At 38.7% G+C, this 24,030-nt stretch carries 19 protein-coding genes, 1 tRNA gene and 1 pseudogene; 18 read left to right on the forward strand and 3 right to left on the reverse strand.

Features of this window, described 5'->3' with window-relative positions:
- The first annotated feature begins 1 nt into the window (after position 1).
- The 5 genes from rbsA (at position 2) to C9J40_RS18140 (ending at position 5,578) form a co-directional block, all read left to right on the forward strand.
- Positions 2-1,507 carry a ribose ABC transporter ATP-binding protein RbsA gene (rbsA, locus tag C9J40_RS18120; protein ID WP_107207092.1) on the forward strand — a complete coding sequence of 502 codons (1,506 nt, stop codon included), beginning with the start codon at positions 2-4 and terminating at the stop codon, positions 1,505-1,507.
- Entirely contained in the window at positions 1,504-2,487 is a 984-nt protein-coding gene (gene rbsC, locus C9J40_RS18125) for a ribose ABC transporter permease (RefSeq protein WP_107207091.1), read from the forward strand. Before rbsA ends, rbsC begins: the two co-directional genes overlap by 4 nt.
- 76 nt (positions 2,488-2,563) lie before the next feature.
- Complete coding sequence (gene rbsB, locus C9J40_RS18130; protein WP_107207090.1) at positions 2,564-3,442, forward strand: ribose ABC transporter substrate-binding protein RbsB; 879 nt, start codon at positions 2,564-2,566, stop codon at positions 3,440-3,442.
- Between the two features lie 192 nt (positions 3,443-3,634).
- The gene (gene rbsK / locus C9J40_RS18135) at positions 3,635-4,555 is read left to right on the forward strand and encodes a ribokinase (protein WP_107247598.1); all 921 of its coding nucleotides are present in this window, start codon (positions 3,635-3,637) and stop codon (positions 4,553-4,555) included.
- Between the two features lie 15 nt (positions 4,556-4,570).
- Positions 4,571-5,578 (forward strand): substrate-binding domain-containing protein, encoded by a 1,008-nt coding sequence (locus C9J40_RS18140; protein WP_107247599.1) that lies wholly within the window; start codon positions 4,571-4,573, stop codon positions 5,576-5,578.
- A 75-nt stretch (positions 5,579-5,653) separates the two neighbouring features.
- Here C9J40_RS18140 and dcuC read toward each other — a convergent pair whose 3' ends face one another.
- The 3 genes from dcuC to C9J40_RS18155 form a co-directional block, all read right to left on the reverse strand.
- A complete protein-coding gene (gene dcuC / locus C9J40_RS18145; protein ID WP_105061771.1) occupies positions 5,654-7,033 on the reverse strand; it encodes a C4-dicarboxylate transporter DcuC in 1,380 nt (459 codons plus the stop codon).
- Positions 7,034-7,225: 192 nt separating this feature from the next.
- Positions 7,226-7,786 carry a hypothetical protein gene (locus C9J40_RS18150; RefSeq protein ID WP_107207086.1) on the reverse strand — a complete coding sequence of 187 codons (561 nt, stop codon included), beginning with the start codon at positions 7,784-7,786 and terminating at the stop codon, positions 7,226-7,228.
- A gap of 81 nt (positions 7,787-7,867) precedes the next feature.
- A complete protein-coding gene (locus tag C9J40_RS18155; protein ID WP_158259276.1) occupies positions 7,868-9,190 on the reverse strand; it encodes an amino acid permease in 1,323 nt (440 codons plus the stop codon).
- A gap of 350 nt (positions 9,191-9,540) precedes the next feature.
- On the opposite strand from C9J40_RS18155, the gene C9J40_RS18160 reads away from it, so the two are divergent.
- The 13 genes and pseudogenes from C9J40_RS18160 (at position 9,541) to C9J40_RS18220 (ending at position 24,003) form a co-directional block, all read left to right on the forward strand.
- Complete coding sequence (locus C9J40_RS18160) at positions 9,541-11,400, forward strand: MFS transporter (protein WP_107207085.1); 1,860 nt, start codon at positions 9,541-9,543, stop codon at positions 11,398-11,400.
- 342 nt (positions 11,401-11,742) lie between these two features.
- Positions 11,743-12,264, forward strand: a complete 522-nt coding sequence (gene sodC, locus C9J40_RS18165) for a superoxide dismutase family protein (protein ID WP_107207118.1) — start codon at positions 11,743-11,745, stop codon at positions 12,262-12,264.
- Between the two features lie 245 nt (positions 12,265-12,509).
- A complete protein-coding gene (locus C9J40_RS18170) occupies positions 12,510-13,604 on the forward strand; it encodes a NapC/NirT family cytochrome c (RefSeq protein WP_107247600.1) in 1,095 nt (364 codons plus the stop codon).
- A 20-nt stretch (positions 13,605-13,624) separates the two neighbouring features.
- Positions 13,625-16,072, forward strand: coding sequence for a molybdopterin guanine dinucleotide-containing S/N-oxide reductase (locus C9J40_RS18175; RefSeq protein ID WP_107247601.1), 2,448 nt, complete (start codon positions 13,625-13,627; stop codon positions 16,070-16,072).
- Positions 16,073-16,296: 224 nt separating this feature from the next.
- A complete protein-coding gene (locus C9J40_RS18180; RefSeq protein WP_107207082.1) occupies positions 16,297-16,536 on the forward strand; it encodes a hypothetical protein in 240 nt (79 codons plus the stop codon).
- Between the two features lie 432 nt (positions 16,537-16,968).
- The gene (locus C9J40_RS18185; protein ID WP_233220333.1) at positions 16,969-19,950 is read left to right on the forward strand and encodes an HD domain-containing phosphohydrolase; all 2,982 of its coding nucleotides are present in this window, start codon (positions 16,969-16,971) and stop codon (positions 19,948-19,950) included.
- Positions 19,951-20,502: 552 nt separating this feature from the next.
- Positions 20,503-21,870: an MFS transporter gene (locus C9J40_RS18190; protein WP_233217717.1), complete on the forward strand. Its 1,368-nt coding sequence runs from the start codon at positions 20,503-20,505 to the stop codon at positions 21,868-21,870.
- Between the two features lie 267 nt (positions 21,871-22,137).
- Complete coding sequence (locus tag C9J40_RS18195; protein ID WP_233219360.1) at positions 22,138-22,437, forward strand: KUP/HAK/KT family potassium transporter; 300 nt, start codon at positions 22,138-22,140, stop codon at positions 22,435-22,437.
- Between the two features lie 10 nt (positions 22,438-22,447).
- Positions 22,448-22,774 (forward strand): annotated as a pseudogene (locus C9J40_RS18200) (winged helix-turn-helix domain-containing protein); the annotation flags it as partial.
- Between the two features lie 123 nt (positions 22,775-22,897).
- Complete coding sequence (locus C9J40_RS18205) at positions 22,898-23,206, forward strand: hypothetical protein (RefSeq protein WP_233217796.1); 309 nt, start codon at positions 22,898-22,900, stop codon at positions 23,204-23,206.
- Positions 23,199-23,390 carry a Sec-independent protein translocase subunit TatA gene (locus C9J40_RS18210; protein ID WP_107207079.1) on the forward strand — a complete coding sequence of 64 codons (192 nt, stop codon included), beginning with the start codon at positions 23,199-23,201 and terminating at the stop codon, positions 23,388-23,390. The genes C9J40_RS18205 and C9J40_RS18210 overlap by 8 nt, the downstream gene beginning before the upstream one ends.
- A gap of 121 nt (positions 23,391-23,511) precedes the next feature.
- Positions 23,512-23,745 carry a hypothetical protein gene (locus C9J40_RS18215; protein WP_107207078.1) on the forward strand — a complete coding sequence of 78 codons (234 nt, stop codon included), beginning with the start codon at positions 23,512-23,514 and terminating at the stop codon, positions 23,743-23,745.
- Between the two features lie 167 nt (positions 23,746-23,912).
- Positions 23,913-24,003: transfer RNA gene (locus tag C9J40_RS18220), tRNA-Ser, on the forward strand.
- The last annotated feature ends 27 nt before the right edge of the window (positions 24,004-24,030 follow it).

Raw genomic sequence — 24,030 nt, forward strand, 5'->3', positions numbered from 1 at the left:
TATGACTCAGGCCATTCTACAATTGAATGATATCGAGAAAGCGTTTCCCGGTGTGAAAGCGTTAGATAGAGCCAGCCTTTCTGTGTATGCGGGTCGTGTAATGGCTCTTATGGGCGAGAACGGAGCGGGCAAATCAACCTTAATGAAGGTGCTTACTGGGATTTACCAAATGGATGCAGGAAGTATTCATTATCAAGGTCAACCTGCTGCATTTAACGGCCCACGTGATTCACAAGAAGCCGGCATTAGTATTATTCACCAAGAGTTAAACTTGATCCCTGAATTAACCATTGCCGAAAACATTTATCTTGGGCGTGAATTCACGGGCATGATGGGACGGATTCAATGGGGAAAAATGTATGATGAGGCTGATAAGCTGTTAAAACGCCTTAACGTGAAACACTCCTCAAAAACCTTATTGGGTGACTTAAGCCTTGGCGAACAACAAATGGTTGAGATTGCCAAAGCCCTTTCGTTTGAGTCTAAAGTCATCATTATGGATGAGCCAACAGACGCGCTGACTGACAAAGAAACAGAATCGTTATTCACCGTCATTAATGAACTTCGTGAGCAAGGTTGCGGCATTGTTTACATCTCTCACCGTTTAAAAGAAATCTTTGAAATCTGTGACGATATCACTGTATTGCGTGATGGGAAGTTCATTGGTGAATGCCAAGTTAAAGAAACCAATGAAGATGGGCTGATCGAGATGATGGTGGGTCGTAAGTTGGAAGAGCAGTACCCACGTATTGCCGTAAAACATGGCGAAACTTGCCTTGAAGTATCGGGACTCACAGGCTCTGGTGTTCATGATGTTAGTTTTTCTCTAAAGCGTGGTGAAATTCTTGGTATCTCAGGGTTAATGGGCGCGGGGCGTACTGAATTGATGAAATTGATTTACGGCGCGCTACCTATTGAAGCTGGTGTTATTAAGCTGAATAACCAAGTTATAAAGCCTGTGACACCACAAGACGGTTTAAATAACGGTATTGCCTATATCTCTGAAGACCGAAAAGGCGATGGCCTTGTTCTGGGCTTATCTGTAAAAGAAAATATGTCTCTTTGTGCTTTGGATAAACTCACAAAAGGTGTGCAAATTCAGCATAAAGAAGAAGTGATTGCCGTTGATGACTTTATTAAAATTTTCAATATCAAGACGCCAACACACAACCAAATTATCGGTAACTTATCCGGTGGTAACCAGCAGAAAGTTGCTATCGCAAAAGGGCTAATGACCCAGCCAAAAGTTCTTATTCTTGATGAGCCAACACGTGGAGTCGATGTTGGTGCTAAGAAAGAAATCTATCAACTCATCAACAAATTTAAAAGTGAAGGTATGAGTATCATTTTAGTCTCTTCTGAGATGCCTGAAGTGCTCGGTATGAGTGATCGCATCCTTGTTATGCATGAAGGACGAATTACTGGCGAATTCGATGCTAAAGAGACGGATCAAGAAAAATTACTCGCGTGTGCCGTTGGCAAAAATATGAATGAGGAAGCAGCATGAGCACGAATACGATGAATAAACCCACTGAACAAAATCGCCAAAAGTGGTTTAGCAAAGAGTGGTTAATTGAACAAAAATCATTAATTGCATTACTTTTCTTGATTGTTGTTGTGTCCTTTTTAAACCCTAACTTTTTTACCGTCGACAATATCCTCAATATTCTTCGTCAAACCTCTGTTAACGCGATTATTGCTGTCGGTATGACGTTGGTTATTTTAACCGCAGGTATCGATCTAAGTGTCGGTTCAGTGCTCGCGCTATGTGGCGCATTGGCTGCCAGTATGATTGCTTTAGAGGTACCCGTTTTAATCGCAGTGCCAACGGCTTTGCTTGCTGGCGCGTTATTGGGGGGGATCAGTGGGGTAATCATTGCTAAAGGTAAGGTTCAAGCCTTTATCGCAACCTTAGTGACGATGACATTACTGCGTGGTGTCACCATGGTGTATACCGATGGTCGTCCTATCTCTACAGGCTTTACTGATACTGCAGACGTGTTTGCATGGTTCGGTACAGGTTATGCGTTAGGTATTCCTGTTCCTGTATGGCTGATGGTTATTGTCTTTGCTGGTGTTTGGTACCTTTTAAATCACACTCGTTTTGGTCGCTATATTTACGCTCTTGGGGGCAATGAGTCTGCGGCTCGTCTTTCTGGTATCAATGTTGATCGTGTGAAAATTGGTGTGTATGCCATTTGCGGTATGTTAGCAGCACTAGCCGGCATTATCGTGACTTCTCGCTTATCTTCTGCGCAGCCTACGGCAGGTATGGGTTATGAATTAGATGCCATTGCAGCTGTTGTATTAGGTGGTACGAGTTTGATGGGAGGCAAGGGACGTATCATGGGTACGTTAATTGGTGCTCTTATTATTGGCTTCTTGAATAACGCACTGAACCTACTGGATGTTTCTTCTTATTATCAAATGATTGCTAAAGCTGTTGTTATCTTGCTGGCGGTGTTAGTGGATAACAAAAACAAATAATACGCTACGAATTATTACAGAAAACAAACGAGCCAGATGACGTGAACTGGCTCGCCCCTACAAAAGGACTAGAACAATGAAAAAAATCGCAACGCTTATTTCAGCTGCACTTATTTCTTCTACGGTGTCTTTCGCGGCACAAGCGCAAGAGACTATGGCTATTGTCGTATCGACGTTGAATAACCCGTTTTTTGTATCAATGAAAGATGGTGCGGAAGCTAAAGCAAAAGCGCTTGGATATAATTTGATTGTATTGGATTCACAAAACGATCCAAGTAAGGAGCTGTCGAATATCGAAGATTTAACAGTACGTGGAGTGAAAGCGATTCTGATTAATCCGACAGATTCTGATGCGGTATCAAATGCTATTCGTATTGCAAATCGCGCCAATATTCCGGTATTGACCCTTGATCGCGGTGCACGCCGTGGTGATGTTGTTAGTCATATTGCTTCTGATAACGTTGCGGGTGGTGAAATGGCAGGCCGTTTCATTATGGAAAAAGTGGGGGAGAAAGCAAAAGTTATTCAGCTTGAAGGTATTGCAGGAACATCTGCCGCGCGTGAGCGTGGTGAAGGTTTCATGAAAGCGGTAAAAGACAACGACATGGATCTTTTAGCGAGCCAGCCTGCAGACTTTGATCGCACTAAAGGTTTGAACGTAATGGAAAACTTGCTGGCTGCAAACTCGAATGTACAAGCTGTATTTGCACAAAATGATGAGATGGCACTGGGGGCACTTCGTGCGGTTCAAGCATCAGGTAAAAATGTCCTAATTGTGGGCTTTGATGGAACTGAAGATGGTATTGCTGCTGTTAAGCGCGGTAAATTAGCGGCGACGATTGCACAACAACCTGATTTAATTGGTGCGCTTGGTGTGGAAACGGCTGATAAAGTACTGAAAGGTGAAAAGGTTGAAAAGAACATCCCTGTGCCACTTAAAGTCGTTACAGAATAAGATCTAACCCCTTTTATTGTTATTTCTTCATCACGATACAGAGTAACCCATTCTCTTGTTTGGGTTGCTCTTTCATAAAGCTAACAATGTTGCACAATAAATGACAAAGCCCTAATAGGTTTAAGTTTTTGATAGATCTTAAACCCATTACTCCTTTGACGTTAAAGGGTTAACAGAACTAAGGATTAAAGAATGAGTAAGTTAGTAGTATTAGGCAGCGTCAATGCTGATCATGTTCTTCAAGTACCTTCATTTCCTCGCCCAGGGGAAACGTTGCATGGTCGTAACTACCAAGTTATTCCTGGTGGTAAAGGGGCTAACCAAGCGGTTGCCGCTGCGCGTTTAAATGCTGATATTGGGTTTATTGCGTGCGTAGGTGATGATGCGTTTGGCATGTTGATGCATGATAATTTCGTCAAAGATGGAATAGATGTGCGTGGTGTGAAAACAGAAGTGGGCACACCGACCGGTATTGCGATGATCCAAGTTTCTGACTGCGGTGAAAATAGTATTTGTCTCTCGGCTGAAGCGAATAACAAGTTAACAGAGCAAGCGATTGAATCTGATTTAGACATGATTCGTCAGGCTGAATATTTATTGATGCAATTAGAAACACCGATGTGTGGTATCGAAAAAGCAGCAAAAGTCGCTAAATTAGCCAATACGACCGTGATTTTAAATCCAGCGCCTGCCCGTGAATTATCAGATGCGTTGTTAGCGTGTGTTGATGTGATCACGCCTAATGAAACCGAAGCTGAAGTGCTAACAGGCGTAACAGTAACGGATAACCAATCAGCGCAGCAGGCGGCGGATATTCTGCATGGTAAAGGTATCAAAACCGTGATGATCACTTTAGGTGCGAAAGGGGTATGGTTAAGCCAAAACGGTTCCGGCGATATCATCTCAGGGTTCCGTGTTGAAGCAACCGATACCACAGCGGCTGGCGATACCTTTAATGGTGCGTTAGTGACTGGTTTATTAGAAGATTTGGCTTTAGAATCAGCCATTAAGTTTGCTCATGCAGCCGCGGCGATTTCTGTCACTCGTTTTGGCGCGCAAACGTCGATCCCAACGCGTGAAGAAGTGGATGTATTTTTAGCGCAACACGCCTAACTAAGGAGAAATAGCATGGCAACGATGAAAGATGTCGCGAAACTGGCTGGGGTTTCTACCTCGACAGTGAGCCATGTTATTAATAAAACCCGTTTTGTTAGCGATGAAATTGCAGAGCGGGTAAACAAGGCGGCTAAAGCACTCAATTACTATGCACCTTCTGCTTTGGCACGTAGTTTCAAAGTTAACCGTACTAAAACCATTGGTATGTTAGTGACAACCTCTACCAACCCTTTCTTTGGCGAAGTGGTTAAAGGGGTTGAGCGTCATTGTTACCATAAAGGCTACAGTTTGATTTTGTGTAATACGGAAGGGGATCACCAACGTATGCACGAATCAATCAATACTTTGCTGCAAAAGCGTGTTGATGGATTAATTTTAGTTTGTGCATCGCTAGAGGGTGAGCGTTTCGATATTTTTGAGCACTATGCTGATATTCCTGTCGTGGTAATGGACTGGGGACCGATGCGGTTCACCAGCGATAAAATTCAGGATAACTCGCTGCGTGGTGGCTATATGGCAGCGAAACATTTGATTGATGCGGGACACAGCGATATTGGTTGTATCACAGGTCCGCTGGAGCGAAACCAAGCCAAAATGCGTTATAACGGCTATTTAGAGGCGATGGATGAAGCTAATTTTACTGTTAATCCATCATGGGTAGTGGAAGCGGATTTTGAATGTGAAGGTGGTTATAACGCCTTTATTCAATTGCATGAAAAAGGATCATTACCCAGCGCTTTAGTTGTTGCCAATGACATGATGGCAATGGGGGTGATTAATGCCGCGAATGAGCTTGGTATTCAGATCCCTGAGCAACTCTCTATTATCGGTTATGACGATATTCATATTGCGAAGTTTATCTCTCCGTCCCTTACAACCATTCACCAGCCTAAATATCGTTTAGGCCAAGCGGCTGTTGAGGCGTTACTGAAACGTTTAGATGCCCCTGATAGTTTCCCGCAAGTGATTGAGCTAGAGCCAACTTTAGTTGAGCGCAAGAGTGTGCGGAAGTTAGGTTAAGTTGATTGATTATTTCGCCGCTTTGAAAAAGAATAAAAAAACACCCAGCATAATTTATGCTGGGTGTTTTTTTATTTATGAATATTGGATAACAGCCATCACGAGTACGACAACCATACTGCTTAACATAGGCACAGATGTCCGTTTAACGACATCGATAGGTGTTAAGTCAGACATACCTGCAACGGTAATAATAACGCCAGCCACAGGTGACATGGTTCGACCGATACCAGCTGCAAATAAAATTGGAAGTAATGGTAATAGAGGGTTTACACCAAAGTTTGTCGCAATTTGCGGAACGATTGGAATAAATGCCATTACTGGTGCGTTGCCTGAACCCGTTATAAAAGCGGTTAATAAAATAAAACCAGAGAAGACAATCACAATACCTGCAGGACCAAGATCAAAAGACTTAGCATTGCTAATTAGGGCGCTAATTGCGCCAATGTTGGTTAAACCTGCAGAGAAATATTCAGCTGCGATCATTAACGTTAGCACGCTCGCAAAGATCATACCTGTTCCTTTCAACCAAGCTTCAAAGTTATTGAAAGCACGTTGAACCGAACGGAAACGAATCGCTTCAATGAGAACACAAATTGTAATTGTCGACATCATTGCGATTGGAATCGTCATCGTTATTGATTCCATCACCATACTTGAAAAGCCGAATAAAAATACGAAAGGTAATACGGGTAGTAATGCGTAAAAGCCCGGTACCACATCGGTATTATCGTGTTCTTGTTCTAGTTTCTCGAGGTATTTACCGCGATCATCTGCGGGGTTATAGCCATCCTTTCGATCACAGTATCGCTGCCAAACAATATTTACAACAGGGATAATAAGTAATAGTAACGCTTGGAAAATTGTTTGGTGGTGTACAACAAAATCCATAATTTCTACATTAATGGTGTTGGCACCAATGACGGCATTAATTTGTCCTGGGCCGTACTCCCATGCAGTTGGAATAACGATGGTCGCAACCGCTGTTTTAGCACTGACACCCGCGTTTCGTAATACAGGATATAAAGTGCCCATTAGTAGTAAAGATAGCGATGTTGCACCTGTAATAAAGACATACATGATAGAGACAAATAGCAACACAAGGATCAATAAGATATATGGGTTTTTTACAGCCATCACCGGACGAGATGTTGCTTTTACTAGGGCTTGAGATGCGCCAATATGGTTTAAGTAAGTTGAAACACCCGCGATAGAAACGAGTGTTAAACCGACTTTTCCTAGTCGAGTGTTGGTTATTTCAGTAAATTTTTGCCATAAGTCGAAGAATAGAGCACCTTGTGTTTGGCCGTCAGGAAGAACAGGGTTGATGCCTGAAAGGGAAGCATAAGCTAGAAGGAATAAACCTGCGGTGATTAATGTTGCTTGAGGGTTAAACTTTTTTAGCATTGAATAGGCAACAAGCCCAACAATTGCAATCGTAAATATATATTCCATTTTAATCTCATTGTCCGATGATAAACAGGAATATTATTGATACTTAAAGAGAATAAATATTGATCGTGAATAATTAATGCTATATCTATTACTATGCGTTATTAAAAATGGAATGATCATCACTAATCTTGTAAAAGCAGAGTATGAGATTAGATAATCTTTTGTTTTAAAAAATTATTCTGATGATTTTTATTAGGTAACTTTAAACTTTTCTATATGATTAAGGTGTAGGTGATGCTGTCTAATTATTTTTTGATCTTGATCTAAAAAACACATTGTAGTCTTTAATATGAAAAGCCATAGAAACAGTACTATCAGTGATGTTAAGTTCACTGAATATATAGATTTAATATTGAATGCATTCTGATATAAATACAATGCAGAAAGAAATCCAATAGCAATAAGAGAAATATCTTTATAAGTACTTAATATTTTATAAGAGTTATCATTACGAAACTTATGGCTAAGTAATTCTTCGTCAATGGTTGTGGATAATAAGTGATATATTTTTGTTAGCGCAATGTATAGTTGCTGGTTATCAATATGCCTTAAAGATTGTTGCTCAATTTCATCTATTAAATCTATAGCAAAATTTATAGGTATATAATTTTCACCTACTTTCTTGATCAAGATTTGAAACTTACACACTAACTCTTTTTCTTCTGAGTATTCTTTTTTTAGGGGAATTTTCAATTGACAAAAAATATCTTCTATTTCAGTAAGTGTTTTAGAAGGAATGTTTATCATCAACATAACGTTTACCTGTCGTACTATGTGAAAGTGATAGCTGTATTCAATATAATTGTTTACTTGAATACAGCTATTTTTATTTCATTAAATAAATGCTAAGAGTGGAGAAATACAAAGTAAAATACCTGTAATGATAATCAAGTTTGTTGATAATCCTTTGTACTTGTGGAGGTGAGGAACTTTATATACAAGATAAGCAGGAATTAGACACCCTACAATACCAAAGATAGGCGAACAAATTGAAGTAAAAGATAAAATCGGTAAGTTTAACGCAACGGCTCCCCATGCGATTAAAATAGTAAACAAGATCGTTAATTTACTTACTAATTGTTTGTTTATATTTTCTCGCTTATATTTTCGTTCCAGAACATTCATTGCCATACCACTGCACGCTTCTTTGAATGCGAGGAAAACACCAAAGAAAGAGGTCACAACAGCAAAAATATTAATGATGACACCTACAGCTGTTGCCCAACTACCAGGGAAAAAGTGTGCGATCATGGCTAACGCAGAGATATTTTCTTGTTTTGCATGCATTGCTTCATCTTGGCTAATTGCAAAAGTAAACGAAAGAGCAAAGAAAAAAACAGAAACGAAGAGTACGGTAAATGCAACTTTCATTGCTCTCAAAGCCTTATAACGCGCGACTTCGATGGATTTTGCATGCGAACGATAGGAGATAACCATTGGGCTCAATGATTGGATAAATAGAATAGAGGTTAATGTAAAAGGCAGTGTAATGATGGCATTTTTGATTAATGGTTGCCAATTTCCAATTTTAGGCACATTAGCAAAGTCCCATTCAGGGATCATTAATATCCCCATTATTGCAACTAAACTAATGACTGTAACCGCCATTACACCAGATATTTTAAAAAGAATTTTTTCACTTTTTGAACCAATGAAACATAACAAGCAAATAAGCCCTAAACCATAAAATATATTATGATTTAAATGATGTTCTGTTATTCCAAAAGAGTGTAAATATGAAGCACTGTCATTAGTCACTGATAATGCATAAACTAATACCCAAATAACAAGCATAAGGAAATAGAGTGCACCAAGACATATTCCCCAGTTTTTTCCTAAATATCCAGAAATAACACCTGGGTAATCTGTACATTCTTTTGATTCAGCTAGTGTATTAATAAATAACTTTTGAAATAAATACATTGCAGGGTAACCAATCACAGATGATAGTAAAAATACCCACAGCCCCATGACGCCTACTTGTACTGGAAGAAATACAATTCCTGCGCCAATTGCCATTCCAATACTCATTACAATCCATCCAATATCTACATTATCGAATTTTATTGCTTCCTTCCATTCCTCTTTTGTCATGTTTGCTTTTTGGTGTAATGGAGTATTTATATCATTGGGTAGGGGAAAAGTATTAACTATCATTGCAATATCCTGTTATTAATTTTATGGATTATTCCCCGATATTATTAATGTTTTTTAAATTATATTTTTTGCTTATTGGTTAGGGTGTAAGTAATATCACATAAAAAACTCGGCCATATATGACAAATGTGATTAACATATTAAAAACATAAAATATAACATTTCATATATAAAATGTTATTTTTATATTATAACTTTATATACTTTTAGAAGTGAGACTAAATTCAAAGCAACTAAAATTAATCTATGTAATAAGATCCTCTATTCATATTTCAAACAATCAATTGCACAGTGTTCGATTGTGTTGTATGGTAAATAAAAATAAAATTATGCAATGACACGAGGTGTGTATGAGTCAATTATCTTTATTAAAAAAGCAATCCTTCCTGCCGTACTTTATTACGCAGGCACTGGGTGCTTTCAATGATAATCTATTCAAAAATTTTCTATTACTCGTGATTGTATTTTCATCACTGTACAACCAAGCTGAAAGTGCCATGCTGGTGAATCTTGCCGCTGGTTTGTTTATTTTTCCTTTCTTTATTTTTTCACCGTTAGGTGGGCAGTTAGCGGATAAATATGAAAAATCACGGTTAATTCAGACGCTAAAATTGATCGAAGTAGGCGTAATGGCATTAGGTGCATGGGCGATACAAATGCAATCGATCCCTTTGCTCTTGGGTCTATTATTTTTGATGGGGGCCCAGTCTGCTTTTTTCGGACCGGTAAAGTTTGCATTGATGCCGCAACACTTAAAACAAAAAGAGTTACTTGCTGGTAATGCATTAGTTGAGATGGGGACGTTTCTTGCGATCCTTGGTGGGACCTTATGTGCTGGCTTTATTTTTCATACTGAAGACCGCGCATTTACAGCCTCTGTTTGCGTTGTTGTACTATCTCTTCTTGGCTTTGTCAGTAGTCTTTTTATTCCAAAAGCATTGCCGAATAACGCTGAATTAGCGATTAATTGGAACCCTATTAAACAGGTTGTAAAAACAATCCGTATTACTAAACAAAACCGCACCGTCTTTTTATCAATTTTAGCCATTAGTTGGTTCTGGTTTGTGGGAGCGACCTATTTAACTCAACTTCCACACTTTGCGAAAACATTTATTAGTGATGATCCTCAATATGTCACAATGCTACTGACTATTTTTTCAGTTGGCATTGCGCTAGGAGCGATTGTTTGTGAGAAGTTATCTGGCGATAAAATTGAATTAGGTATTCTCCCGCTTGGGGCTTTAGGCATGAGTGTGTTTGGCTTTGATCTGTATTTTTCAAGCCAAACTATCATCACCTCAAATTCAATGACTGTGGTTGATTTTACGCTTAACAATTATCGTTTACTGCTTGATTTAATGTTACTTAGTGCTTCAGGAAGTATCTTTGTTGTGCCGTTAAATGCGTTAATTCAGCAACGAAGCGAAAAAGAACACCGTGCTCAAGTGATTGCTGGTAATAATGTTCTTAATGCATTGTTTATGGTTGGCAGTGCGTTATTCTCAATTGTGATGTTAACAGTCGTTCATTTATCAGTTCTCGAGCTGTTTCTTTCTATCGCGTTACTTAATGTGATTGTATCTATTTACGTATTTAGTCAAGTTCAAGAATTTTTAATACGCTTTATCGTGTGGATTATTTCCCGCGTTCTCTATCGAGTGAAATCAACGGGGCTTGATAATATTCCTGAAACGGGACCTGCTGTTTTAGTGTGTAATCATGTTAGCTTTGTTGATGCAATCTTAGTGGGTGCAGCCAGTCGTCGACCTGTTCGTTTTGTCATGGATAAAAATATCGCGAATTTACCTGTGATGAAGTATTTCTTTAAATGGGCGAAAACGATCCCTATTTGTTCACCAAAAGTATCAACTGAAATTTATCAACAAGCTTTTGATCAAATTGATAAAGAGCTTTCATCTGGCGAAATTATTTGTATCTTTCCCGAGGGGAAAATTACACGTACAGGTGAAATAAATGAGTTTAAACGTGGTATTGAACATATAGTAAAACGTAATCCTGTCCCTGTTATTCCGATGGGATTAAAAGGGGTATGGGGTTCTATCTTTAGTCGTAGCGGACGATTTACGATTATGCGCGCGATAAAACGTTTTCGCTCTGAGCTTGAAGTTGTTGCTTCTACACCGATACCGGCAGAACAAATATCAGCTGAAAAATTAGAAAAAGTGGTTTATCAATTAGTGAATAATTAGTATTCGCCAAGCTGGAGTATCTCAGTTTAAGCATTTGTGAGTGAGGACTGGTATTTGAGCTAGCTGAGCGAACGAGGAAAAAACGCTTCTTATCTTCAATGACGTTAGGAGAGTTACGCGCGGTATGAACAATATCTGTGTCCGTAATCTGCCATCGAATCGGTTGTTTAAGATAGCCGTGTTGATGTAATCGTAAGAGTAAAAAGTACGCACACTGCATTTAATCTCCTTATGGAATTTTTCAAGCGTAGTCTATAACTAGAATTGTAAATATAATTTATAACTTTTTGTTATAGGTATGTTTGATGTTTTTAGGAAATAAAAAACAAGAGGGACAAAATGATGAATAAGACAAAAACTTTACTCTTCACCGCTCTCGCTTTGGGGGTATCTCACCAAGTGTTAGCACAAGATCTCACGGTTAAAATGACTGATCTACAAACAGGTAAACCTGTTGGTACGATTGAACTGAGCCAAAATAAATATGGGGTAGTATTTACACCTGAACTGGCAGATTTAACACCAGGAATGCATGGTTTCCATATTCATCAAAATGGTAGCTGTGCTTCATCAGAAAAAGACGGCAAAGTTATTTTAGGTGGTGCAGCAGGTGGGCATTACGATCCGGAGCACACGAATAAACACGGTTTTCCATGGACTGATGATAATCATAAAGGTGATCTGCCAGCACTGTTTGTGAGTGCAAATGGTTTAGCAACTAACCCTGTTTTAGCGCCACGTTTAACGTTGAAAGAACTAAAAGGTCACGCAATTATGATCCATGCGGGTAGCGATAATTACTCTGATACGCCAAAAGCATTAGGTGGCGGCGGTGCACGTGTTGCCTGTGGTGTGATCCAATAAAATAGTGAAAACCAACAGCAAGGTTGTCGCTGTTGGTTTTATTTTAATCAGATTAAGTTTTTTATAGGCAGCCAGTCAATTGTAAAATATGTAAAAATGTGAAATTAATGGTGATTTTGAAATATTCCCTTCATAACCTTTAATAAAGTGTGGTCTTAATCAAATTTAAAAATCTCACAATAGCGTAATTTCTCGCTCGCATTCGGTCTTTGAGTGTCTATTGCTTATATGGATATGCGAGTATCATGAAACTAAATAAAACAACCCTTGCCGTAATTGTGGCATCTAGCATCGGTATTGGCTGGCTGACGCTAGGGGGAACACAAGTCATCCTTGATAAAACATCTAGCACTGAGTTCTGCCTTTCTTGTCATTCAATGGAAACCCCATACAAAGAGTATTTAGGCTCTGCGCACTTCAGTAACGCGAAAGGCATCCGAGCTGAGTGTTCTGATTGCCATATTCCACAAGAACCAATGGAATATTTATGGACTAAGATCCGCGCGACCAAAGATGTTTATCATGAGTTTGTGACCGGTAAGATTGATACTGACGAGAAGTATGAGCAGCACCGTGCAGCCATGGCGGAAACGGTATGGGAACAGATGCGCGGTAATGATTCTGCGACTTGCCGTAGCTGTCATGATGAAGATGCAATGGAAACTTATGATCAGTCGGAAGATGCACAGAAAATGCACTTGTATGCGGCGGAAAATGATCAAACCTGTATCGATTGTCACAAAGGCGTTGCACACCTTCCACCTGAAGCCAAAATGGATTCAACCGCGCTTGATCACCTGTTAGATGAAGCGCAGACAACCCCAGCAGATGCAAAAGTGGTGTATCCAGTACAAACCATTGCGATGGGGGATTTAGGTTCTATTAACCCAGCGACACCGCTGAAAAACCTTAAAGATGAAAATGGTAAGCGCCAAGTTGAGCTCTCGGGCTACCAAATGCAAGGTGCCGAGCAAGTGCTGTACATGGGCGAAGGTCAACGTGCCATTATTGCAACTTTAACCAAAGACGGTGAATCAGCATTAAAAACGGGTGAATTTAAAACCGATGATTATGGTAATCAATGGCGTCCAGTATCGCTTGTGGCGACGATTGAAGCGCCAGTGCTTGATAGCCAACAACCGCTTTGGGATTACGCAGAGCAGCTCGATAACGTGTTCTGTTCAACCTGTCACGCTAAGATCCCTGCAAACCACTTTACCGTAAACGCATGGCCTTCAATAGCGAAAGGCATGGGCGATCGCACGTCTATTTCAGCAGAAGATCTTGAAATATTAACGAAGTTCTTCCAGTACAACGCCAAAGATGTGGTAGGTCACTAAGCATGAATAAGGAAATTACCATGATGTCATTATCACGCCGCCATTTTTTAAAAGGCGCGACGGCTTCGATTGGGGCATTGACGATTGCTAAAGCGATGCCTGTTTGTGCAACGACCACCGAACCACAAGGAAAAGCGGTGTTATCGGCAGCTCACTGGGGCGCAATGCTGATTGAAGTGCAAGATGGCAAGATTGTGTCATCGAAAGGCGCATTGCCAGCAACAGTTGAAAACAGCTTACAAACCACAGCGAAAGATTATGTTCACACCAAAGCTCGTGTGAAATACCCAATGGTACGTAAAGGCTATTTAGACAATCCAACAGCGCCACAAGGTAAACGTGGCAGTGATGAGTTTGTACGTGTGAGCTGGGATCAAGCATTAGATTTGATTCACGCCCAACATATGCGAATTCGCCAAACTTATGGCCCTGAATCCGTCTTTGCTGGGGCTTACGGTTGGCGTTCAAGTGGTGTATTACATAAAGCCCAAACGCTATTGCAACGTTATATGAGTATGGCTGGCGGTTACTCAGGCCATATGGGGGATTACTCAACAGGTGCTGCACAGGTGATCATGCCGCACGTGGTGGGCTCGATTGAAGTGTATGAGCAGCAAACGACTTATCCTGTGGTGTTAGAAACCAGTGATGTGGTGGTGTTATGGGGTTTGAATCCGCTTAATACTTTAAAGATCGCGTGGAGTGCGACTGATGGTGCGGGGCTTGAGTTTTTCCACCAACTGAAAAAATCAAACAAGACCATTATTGCGATTGATCCTATGCGTTCTGAAACCATTGAGTTCTTTGGTGATCGCGCTGAGTGGATTGCACCGCACCCAAGTACTGATGTGGCTATGATGTTAGGTATCGCTTATGCATTGGTTGATAGCGGTCAGTACGATAAAGCTTTCTTAGATAAATACACCGCAGGATATGACAAGTTTGAAGATTACCTCTTAGGTAAGTCAGATGGTATTGCTAAAACACCGCAATGGGCATCTGATATTTGTGGTGTACCAGCAAAACAGTTAACGATTTTGGCCGATATCTTTAGTAAAAATCGCACTATGCTAATGGCTGGGTGGGGGATTCAGCGTCAGCAATACGGTGAACAACGTCATTGGATGTTGGTGACGTTAGCGGCAATGTTGGGGCAAATTGGTTTACCGGGTGGGGGATTTGGTTTCTCTTACCACTATTCTAATGGTGGTAACCCAACGCGTGATGCTGGTGTATTACCTGCTATATCTGCAGCCATTGATGGTGCCTCTTCTGCGGGGAACGACTGGGCAGTATCAGGGGCTATTAACAGTTTCCCTGTTGCACGTATTGTGGAAGCGTTAGAAAATCCGGGACAAACTTATCAGCATAATGGTCATGAAAAAGTGTTCCCTGAGATCAAAATGATCTGGTGGGCTGGTGGTGCCAACTTTACTCACCACCAAGATACTAACCGTTTAATTGATGCGTGGCAGAAGCCTGAATTAATTGTTATTTCAGAACCGTATTGGACGGCTGCAGCAAAACATGCCGATATTGTTTTGCCTATCACCACCTCGTTTGAGCGTAATGATTTAACCATGACGGGGGATTACAGCAATCAACATCTCGTGCCAATGAAACAAGTGGTTGAGCCACAATTTGAATCACGCAATGATTTTGATGTGTTTGCTGATATGGCTGAGCGTTTAAAAGCGGGCGGTCGCGGTGTGTATAGCGAAAATAAAACAGAGATGGAATGGCTAAATGGCTTCTACAAAGAAGCACAAGCCATTGGTCGTCAAAACCGTGTTGCAATGCCAAATTTCACGTATTTCTGGAAACAAAACCAACTGCTTGAAATGAAGTACAACGCGCAAAACGCCAAGTTTGTTCGTTATCAAGCTTTCCGTGAAAATCCCATTATGAATCCACTCGGTACACCAAGTGGTAAAATTGAGATCTTCTCGAAAACCATTGAAGGTTATAACTATCCCGATTGTCCCCCTCATCCAACATGGCTTGCGCCAACGGAGTGGGTAGGTAATGCGAAAGATGGCGAATTACAGTTAATGACCTCTCATGCTGCGCACCGTCTTCATAGCCAATTAAATTATGCAGAACTTCGTAAAGAATACGCGATTGCTGATCGTGAACCGATCTCAATTCATCCTGAAGATGCAAAACAGCGAGGGATAAAGCAGGGAGACTTAGTGCGTGCTTACAATCACCGTGGTCAAGTACTAGTAGGCGCTTACATTACAGATGGCATTAAGCAAGGCTCAGTCTGTATTCATGAAGGGGCATGGCCTGATTTAGATCCTATAACTGGGATTTGTAAAAATGGTGGCTGCAACGTATTGACGGGAGATATTCCGACTTCACGCTTAGCCAACGGCTGTGCAGGTAACTCTTCTGTTGTGAAGATTGAAAAATACACTGGACCAGTATTGCCACTGACAGCGTTTGATGAGCCCGCGATAGCGTAATAAGCGTTTAAGGCCATAAATATATATAAGCCGTAACTATTATTTACGGCTTTTTTATTTGTTAAAGTTTTTGATGATCGGCCGATATAGTTTAGGTATTCGGTTAATAAAGATCGTTATTTGAACTTATTTGATATAGATCTTGAAATTATCGAAAAAATGTAACTAAATTTAAATTTCAACTATAATCTAAGAAAAGCACTAGGTGTATAGGGATACTGGTTATGTTTAATTTATGGAAAAAGCAACAAATTGATAAGCCTGTATTAGGTACCGCATCTATCGCTAAGCAACGCTTACTTGGTGAACTGCGTACTAATCGCATTCCGTACAATGTTCAAATGATGAAAGATGAGCTATCGAGACTACTATCTCAATGGGCTGATATAAAAGATAATAAAATTGAGATTGTGAAAACAGCTGAGTCGAAATCATTATTGAAGATAAGATGCCGTTGTTCGTAATTTGAGAAACGTTAAATATACCTCTTTTTTGCTTAAGTCTTTACTTAAGCAGAATTTTCACATTATTCGTATTAAGTATTTTTGCTTTTAGCTGTCCTATCTCTTGTACTTCTTATTTTTACAAATATCTTTACTATTTTTTGCCATTCCTAACGATTTTTACATATATTTGTTATCTTCTTCTTAAATATGCCGAATAATTGTTATTGATATATTTAGTTGTTTGTATGATTTATGTAACCGCAAGAAAACGTATGGGATAGTGTAGGTATGCAGGGATGGACGTTTTTCAAAAATAGAACAATAAGCATTAAATCAATTGTTATTTTTCTTTTTATACTAGTTGCACTTATTACTTCATCGATCGCGATTGGTTTACAATATTACCATAGTAAGCAAATGGCGCGAGATCAGGCAAAGGTTAAGTATCAAATGTTAGCCGAGTCTGTCTCTGATGCTGTAACAGATGTTAGTGATGATGCCATAGCAACGGTAAAGTACCTCTCACACTTAGGCACTATTCTTGATTCGCCATCTAAAGATGTTATTCGTCGTATTTTCACTAATGTTTTAAAAGACAACCCAAGTTTTTATAGTGCCTTTATTGGAACGGATAAAAACTATGCCTATATCATTATTAATTTAGATTCTATGTCTGAAGTAAGACGCAAAAATAATGCATTAAAGCAAGATCGCTGGCTGATTATAGAACGAAGTGCTGATTCAAATGGTATGACACAATATGATTCTTTTTATGATGCCAATTTTAATTTACGAAAAAAAATAAAACGTAAAAATGTTTTTTCACCAACATTACGCTCTTGGTATATAAATGCGACACGTGGTTCAGTTTTCCGTACTGAGCCTTATTTATTTTTACCTGAAGAGGTTACAGGCATAACTTACTCAACAGAAGTGCCTACTGATAAAGGCAAGGTTGTTGTTGGTATCGATTTTACACTGTCGCATTTTAATAAATTATTACAAGAAAATAGTGTTAGCGATGTTAGTCATAATTTCCTTTATTTACCATCAGGAGAGTTAGTAGCAAGTAGTGAGCCTTCTTTTAGACAACAGCCATTACCCAAATCTAAACCTTTAGTACTAACGCCAGAAGAGCAAAAATTAATTAAAAATACCCCTATATTGCGCGTATCAAATAAAGAAAACTGGGCACCAATAGATTTTACTATATCGGGGCGTCCTGCCGGATTGATCCCTGATTTACTTTATATGGTGGGTCAATCTACAGGACTTGAGTTTGATTTTTTTAACGGTGCGGGATCACTAGGATTACAACAGGCATATTCCAGTGGAGGGTTAGATATTCTTACGTCTGTACCTGATATTCCAAGTAATCAGGGATTAGGTATTTTTAGTAAACCTTTATTTAAATCTCCCTTTGCCATAGCGGTTTCAGATAGTAAGCATTACGAAAAGTTACAAGATCTAAATGGCAAACGCTTAGCATTATTAAGCAACTGGCCAATTATCTCAGTGATCAAAGAAAAATACCCTTTAATTGATATTGTGACGTACTCACATGTTGATCAAGCTTTAAGAGCAGTAAAAAAGGGAGAGGTTGATGCTTTCATTGATTTAGAAGCTGTACTTAGCTATGTTTCTGAACAATTTATGATTAATGATCTGACTTATCATACATTAAATATTGAAAACAGCTTTCCGTTATCATTGGTTCTGGCTCCTGAAAAAAAGCCACTTTTAGATATTATTAATCGCGCGATTGAATCATTGACGCCTCAGCAGCAACATTATTTACAGCAGAGATGGTTAAATTCTGATGTGGAAGTGAATCGCACGGGTGTCGTACCTTATGTAGAATTAATCGACTTTGCGGCTGATGAGTCTTACCAGAACCAACTGATAGAAAAGAATAGTAATGACGATGACTATTTTTATTATGTACGCGATGTAAGACGTGGTGGACATGATCAAATATTTTTTGCTTCGATGGTACCTAAAGCATCGGTTTATGCTGCCAGTGAAGAAAGAATTCGTACATCTATTTATACATCAGCACTATTATTACTAGTGTTACTTCCGCTAGCAGGATTTTGCGCAAAACCCATAGTTAAGCCAATTTTACTGCTTCGTAAAGAAAATAAAAAAGTGAAGCAGCGACATTATAGTGATGTCGCTGTGATCCCGACTCGAATCAAAGAATTTCATGATCTTTCGATGTCAATTTACACTACCGCTGAATCTCTTCAAGAGCATGAAAAACGTCAAGATGAATTTGTCGAATCGTTTATTCAGTTAATTGCTCAAGCAATCGATGATAAATCCCCTTATACCGCAGGGCACTGTAATCGCGTGCCTGAAATTGCGTTGATGTTTGCCCGTGAAGTGGAAAAATCAAACCAAGGTCAATTCGCCGATTTCCGTTTTAAAAATGCAGCAGAACGTCGAGAGTTTAAAATTGCAGCGTGGCTACATGACTGCGGTAAGATCACAACGCCTGAGCATATTGTTGATAAAGGAACGAAATTAGAAGCAAACTATAATCGTATTCATGAAATTAGAATGCGTTTTGAAGTGTTATGGCGTGATGCGGAACTTAAGTATTTACAACATATTATTGATAATCCGCATGAACAAGAAATAGCATTGGCGACATTAAAACAGACGCAAACACAGTTACAGGATGACTATAAATTTGTGGCTAACGCCAATGTTGGAGGGGAGTTTATGAGTGATGAGCATATTGCTCGTATACATGAAATCGCCAATAAAACATGGTTACGCCACTTTGATGATCACTTGGGTTTATCGCCATTAGAAGAATTGAGTGTATCAGCAAAATCGGAAACGTTACCTGTTGAAGAACATTTGTTGGTCGATAAGCGAGAACACTGTATCAAGCGTATTAATGAGCTAAATTTTGATCCAGCGTTTGGAATAAAAATGCAGGTACCTGAGCTTCAATACAACCTGGGCGAGATTTATAACCTAACGATTAAACGTGGTACGTTAACAGCAGAAGATCGCTTTAAGATCAATGAACATATGATCAGTACAATTAAGATGTTAGAAAGTCTACCGTTCCCTGATGATCTCGCGCGTGTACCGCGTTACGCCTCAACCCACCATGAAACAATGAAAGGCACAGGATACCCTCGTAAGCTATCTGCAAAAGATCTCAGTACTCCTGAACGTATTTTAGTGATATCTGATATTTTTGAAGCACTAACAGCGGCAGATCGCCCATATAAGAAGGCAAAACCGTTAAGTGTTGCGATAGATATTTTGCACAAAATGGCATTAGATGAGCATATTGATATGGATCTATTTAAATTGTTTTTATCAAGTGGCGTTTATATGCAATATGCTGAAAAGTTTTTACCTTCTAAGCAAATTGATGAAGTTGATATTGATAAGTATCTTTCTAGTTAGTCATTTTATGTAACATTTTTTTGATGGTTTTTTGATGGTTTTTTGAATATTAGCCCACATTTTTAATGTGGGCTTTGTTTTTGATATTTATTCTCATTAAACAGAGGTGTCTATTTTTTGGCTGATGTAACGCTATTTAATAACAGATAGAGTGTCATAATTTAAAAGTTAGATTTTATATTTGATACATAACGGCAACTTTAAAATAAAAAACAGTGTGGACTTAGTGTTATTAATAATCTTAATAACTTTAACTGTATGATTACTATATCAATACTGGTCATTTTTCTTATTTAACTGAAATATATCGATATATTCATTTTTATATTGTGATTTCATCCATTAAGTCAAGAGAAAAATATATCTTATATTTTTACTCTCGTCTGTGTTTATATACGCGCACCTTTAATACTTATATTGGTCGTAAGACTATAAGCATTGCTGATTTTTAACATGAATCAAAATCTAGATATTCAATGTCAAAAAACTATTCAAAACTATATTGATGACACATCAATATGGGGAAAAGGGTCAAACCGCTTTTGCCTCTCAATGACAAAGGTACAGTGGCGAATTTGGTTATTGGCGACATTTGGAAAGTTTTTCGAAGGAATGATCGTGTTTATGATGGGGCTAACTTTGCCCTTGATCACGCTGCAATTTCATTTAACAGAATTTCAAAAAGGTACCCTGAGCTCTTCAATACTGTTCGGCATATTAATTGGTGCAAGTGCGTTAGGGGGGTTATCTGATCTCTACGGACGAAAGAAAATGTTTATCATTGAGATGGCATTACTTTCTGTTTGTTTAGTCGGTATGGCATGTAGCCAATCTTACTTTACTATCTTACTGTTTAACTTTGGTATCGGATTAGCATTAGGGTGTGATTACCCGACCGCGCATTTAATGATCTCGGAAAGTATTCCGACTAAAAATCGCGGTAAGTTGGTACTTGGTGCTTTTGCTTTTCAGTCGATTGGTGTTTTGGTAGGGATCCTCACAGGCATTATCGTACTGACTTATGCTGAAGATATTAATGCATGGCGCTTAATGTACATATTGGCATTGGTTCCGTCATTGGCAATAACGGTTGCACGTTTCTTTATTCCTGAAAGTGCACACTGGCTACTGTCGAAAAAACGTGAGAAAGAGGCTGAAAAATCACTGAAACAATTATTAAATCGTGATCCTCAATCTGATATGACATTGACGGTTGTGCCATGCCCTGAAGGTGAAGAGCACCATTCATGGTTAGGCGGTTACAAGAAATTATTTAAGCAAAAGTACCGTGCAAAAACGATTTTGGCTTCTGCTCCTTGGTTTATCCAAGATTTAGGCACATATGGTATTGGTATTTTTACTCCTGTTATTTTAGCGTCGGTGCTTGACCCACATGTCGTTGTTACGGGAGATGTGCTTCATAGTACGATAGCAAGCATTGTATATTCAGCGAAAGGTACGGCATTGATTGACTCCTTGCTTATTATTGGGGTGATCTGCGCAATTATTTATTCTGAATCGATTGGTCGTATGAAGTTGCAAATTTATGGCTTTATTGGCTGTGCGGTCGGTTTGGCTTTAGCTGCTGTGTCGATAAAGCTAAGTAATGATTATCAAATATATCTGCTGTTTTTAGGCTTTATGTTGTTCAATTTTATGAATAATCTTGGCCCTAATGCACAGACTTATTTAATTTCAGGCGAAGTATTTCCGGTTAAAATTCGTGCTAAAGGCGCTGGTTTTGCTGCATCAATTGCAAAGTTGGGTGCGATTTTAGCTGCGTTCTTATTCCCTATCTTAATGCATGAAATAGGGGTGTTTAATTTATTACTTTGTCTTGTTGCTACATCACTATTTGGTGCATGGGTAACATATAAATATAGATTTGAAACATCAGGAAAAAATATCGAAAATATTTAGATTGATTACTAAAACTGGATAATCATTAAAAATAGATATTGAAAAAGAGCGTAAGAATATTTCTTACGCTCTTTTTTTATTTACGAATACTGTATTTTTAGCTTTAAATATAAACAAAGTTTATGTTTTCTTTATATTTTTCTTCGTAAATATTCCCCTTTATTTCCCTTCGCCTTGTTAACCTTTCGTCATAAGGTACAGTGTTTCCCCAATATGTGATGTACATGAAAATCAACGATACAAAAGCAAAAACAGTCTTTATGGGGATTGACGTGCCTATCTATTGGGGCTGTGTATGGTGATATTGGTACAAGTTCACTGTATACCTTTAAAGGTATGTTTGAAGGTGAACACTCAATAGCCATTAACCAAGCAAATGTTTTTCTTTCTTTAGTCTTTTGGACCTTAGTGATAACGGTATGTATAAAATGTTTAGCGTTAGTCACACGCGCTTCGAATAAAGGTGAAGGTGGTGTTTTAACATTAACCTCTCTAGCGCATAACGTAGCGCCACCGCATTTTAAAAAAGGTTTTAGGTCTGTTGGCGGCTGGTTTCTTTTTTGGTGAAGTCTTATTACTCCGGCGATGTCAATACCGTTTTGGTGATGTATTACTTGATATGGCAATGCAAACAGTAATGTATAACGGTGAGAGTATTAAGCTCACGCCTAAAGAATATAAAATACTAATATTACTGGCAAAAAATATGGGTAAGGTTTTGACTCATAAGCAAATATTAAAAGAAGTATGGGGCGGTAATTATACTGAACATGCCCATTATGTTCGTATTCATATCGCTCAACTGCGTCATAAAATAGAAAAATCACCGGCTCAGCCTCAATATATCATCACTGAAAATGGGGTGGGGTATCGCTTGATCAATGGAGAGATAGTTGATAATTAAATGGGGTCGATTTTGCTGAATATCGTTCTTTATAAAAACTTTATATGACGTAATGTATTTATTACATAAACCTTAGATCAAACTTTATACCATGGGATAAAGCGTTGAAGATAAGGTGGATATATGTTTTTTTATATTGAAATGACAGCAGCAGTGGTCTTTTTTATAGCTATGCTAACTCGTACTTGTTTTTTAAAATCAACGTGGCAGCAACTGACGACTGTTGCGCTACAAGTTATTTCTGTGTGGTGTCTGATCCATCTATTTTTAACCCATGTTTATCCTGAATTTTTGTTTGCGAAAAATGTGATTAGTGTGTGCTTTTCTATGGTATTTATCCTTTCAGGGTTAAAAGAACACTATGAATCAGATGCTTACCTAATCACCAACCCGACACCACGACGAAATAATAGGAACCAACATCATGGGTGAAATCAGTATTGGCAAACTACTTATTGTTGCTGTTATTTTCGTATTGTTATTTGGTACAAAAAAATTGAAAAACTTAGGCAGAGATTTAGGTTATGCATTAAAAGGTTTTCAAAATGCGGTTAAAGATGAGCCCGCTAAAGAGAAAACTGCTGATAAAAACGTGGTTGATGAAACGACTCGTTAGTATTTTTACGATGTAAGTGCATAGTGTCAATTGCTTGAAAAACTCAATATTATTTTGTCTCTCTGTTTAAATTTTATTAATTCGTTATGGTAACAGCAGAATTTTTGAATCGGTATTTATCATGAAACGTGGATTGATAATTGATAATAATCTTACAGTGAATAAAGCAGCGATCTTGCGTGTTGAATTTGATAGTTCATTTATTATGTTGTTCTTCGCAGATCAAACGGTTATTAATATTTGTCTAAAGCAAGATGAGCTACATTTTTCATCAGACCAAGCTTATTATCTCGCTGAAGCTGAGTTTGAGCGTGTTCAAACTGAAATTCAGGCGTATTTTAATAGTGAGTTATAGAAAATAGCGACGAGCTTTTAGTATGCGTTTAAACAGCAAATTGCACTAATTCTTATGAGCTGATGTGTAATTCTTCGCGCTATCGTTTGAATGTATAAAAGTTACGCATATGGTTTATACGGCACTTTACAATGTAAAATGTGATCGCTATCATACGCCGCACTTACGGAGAGATGGCTGAGTGGTTGAAAGCACCGGTCTTGAAAACCGGCATACGTTTATAGCGTATCTAGGGTTCAAATCCCTATCTCTCCGCCATATTTAGTTGTTAAGCTTAGGCTTGAT

This window comes from Photobacterium sp. GB-72, from assembly GCF_003026095.1.
Classification (GTDB): domain Bacteria; phylum Pseudomonadota; class Gammaproteobacteria; order Enterobacterales; family Vibrionaceae; genus Photobacterium.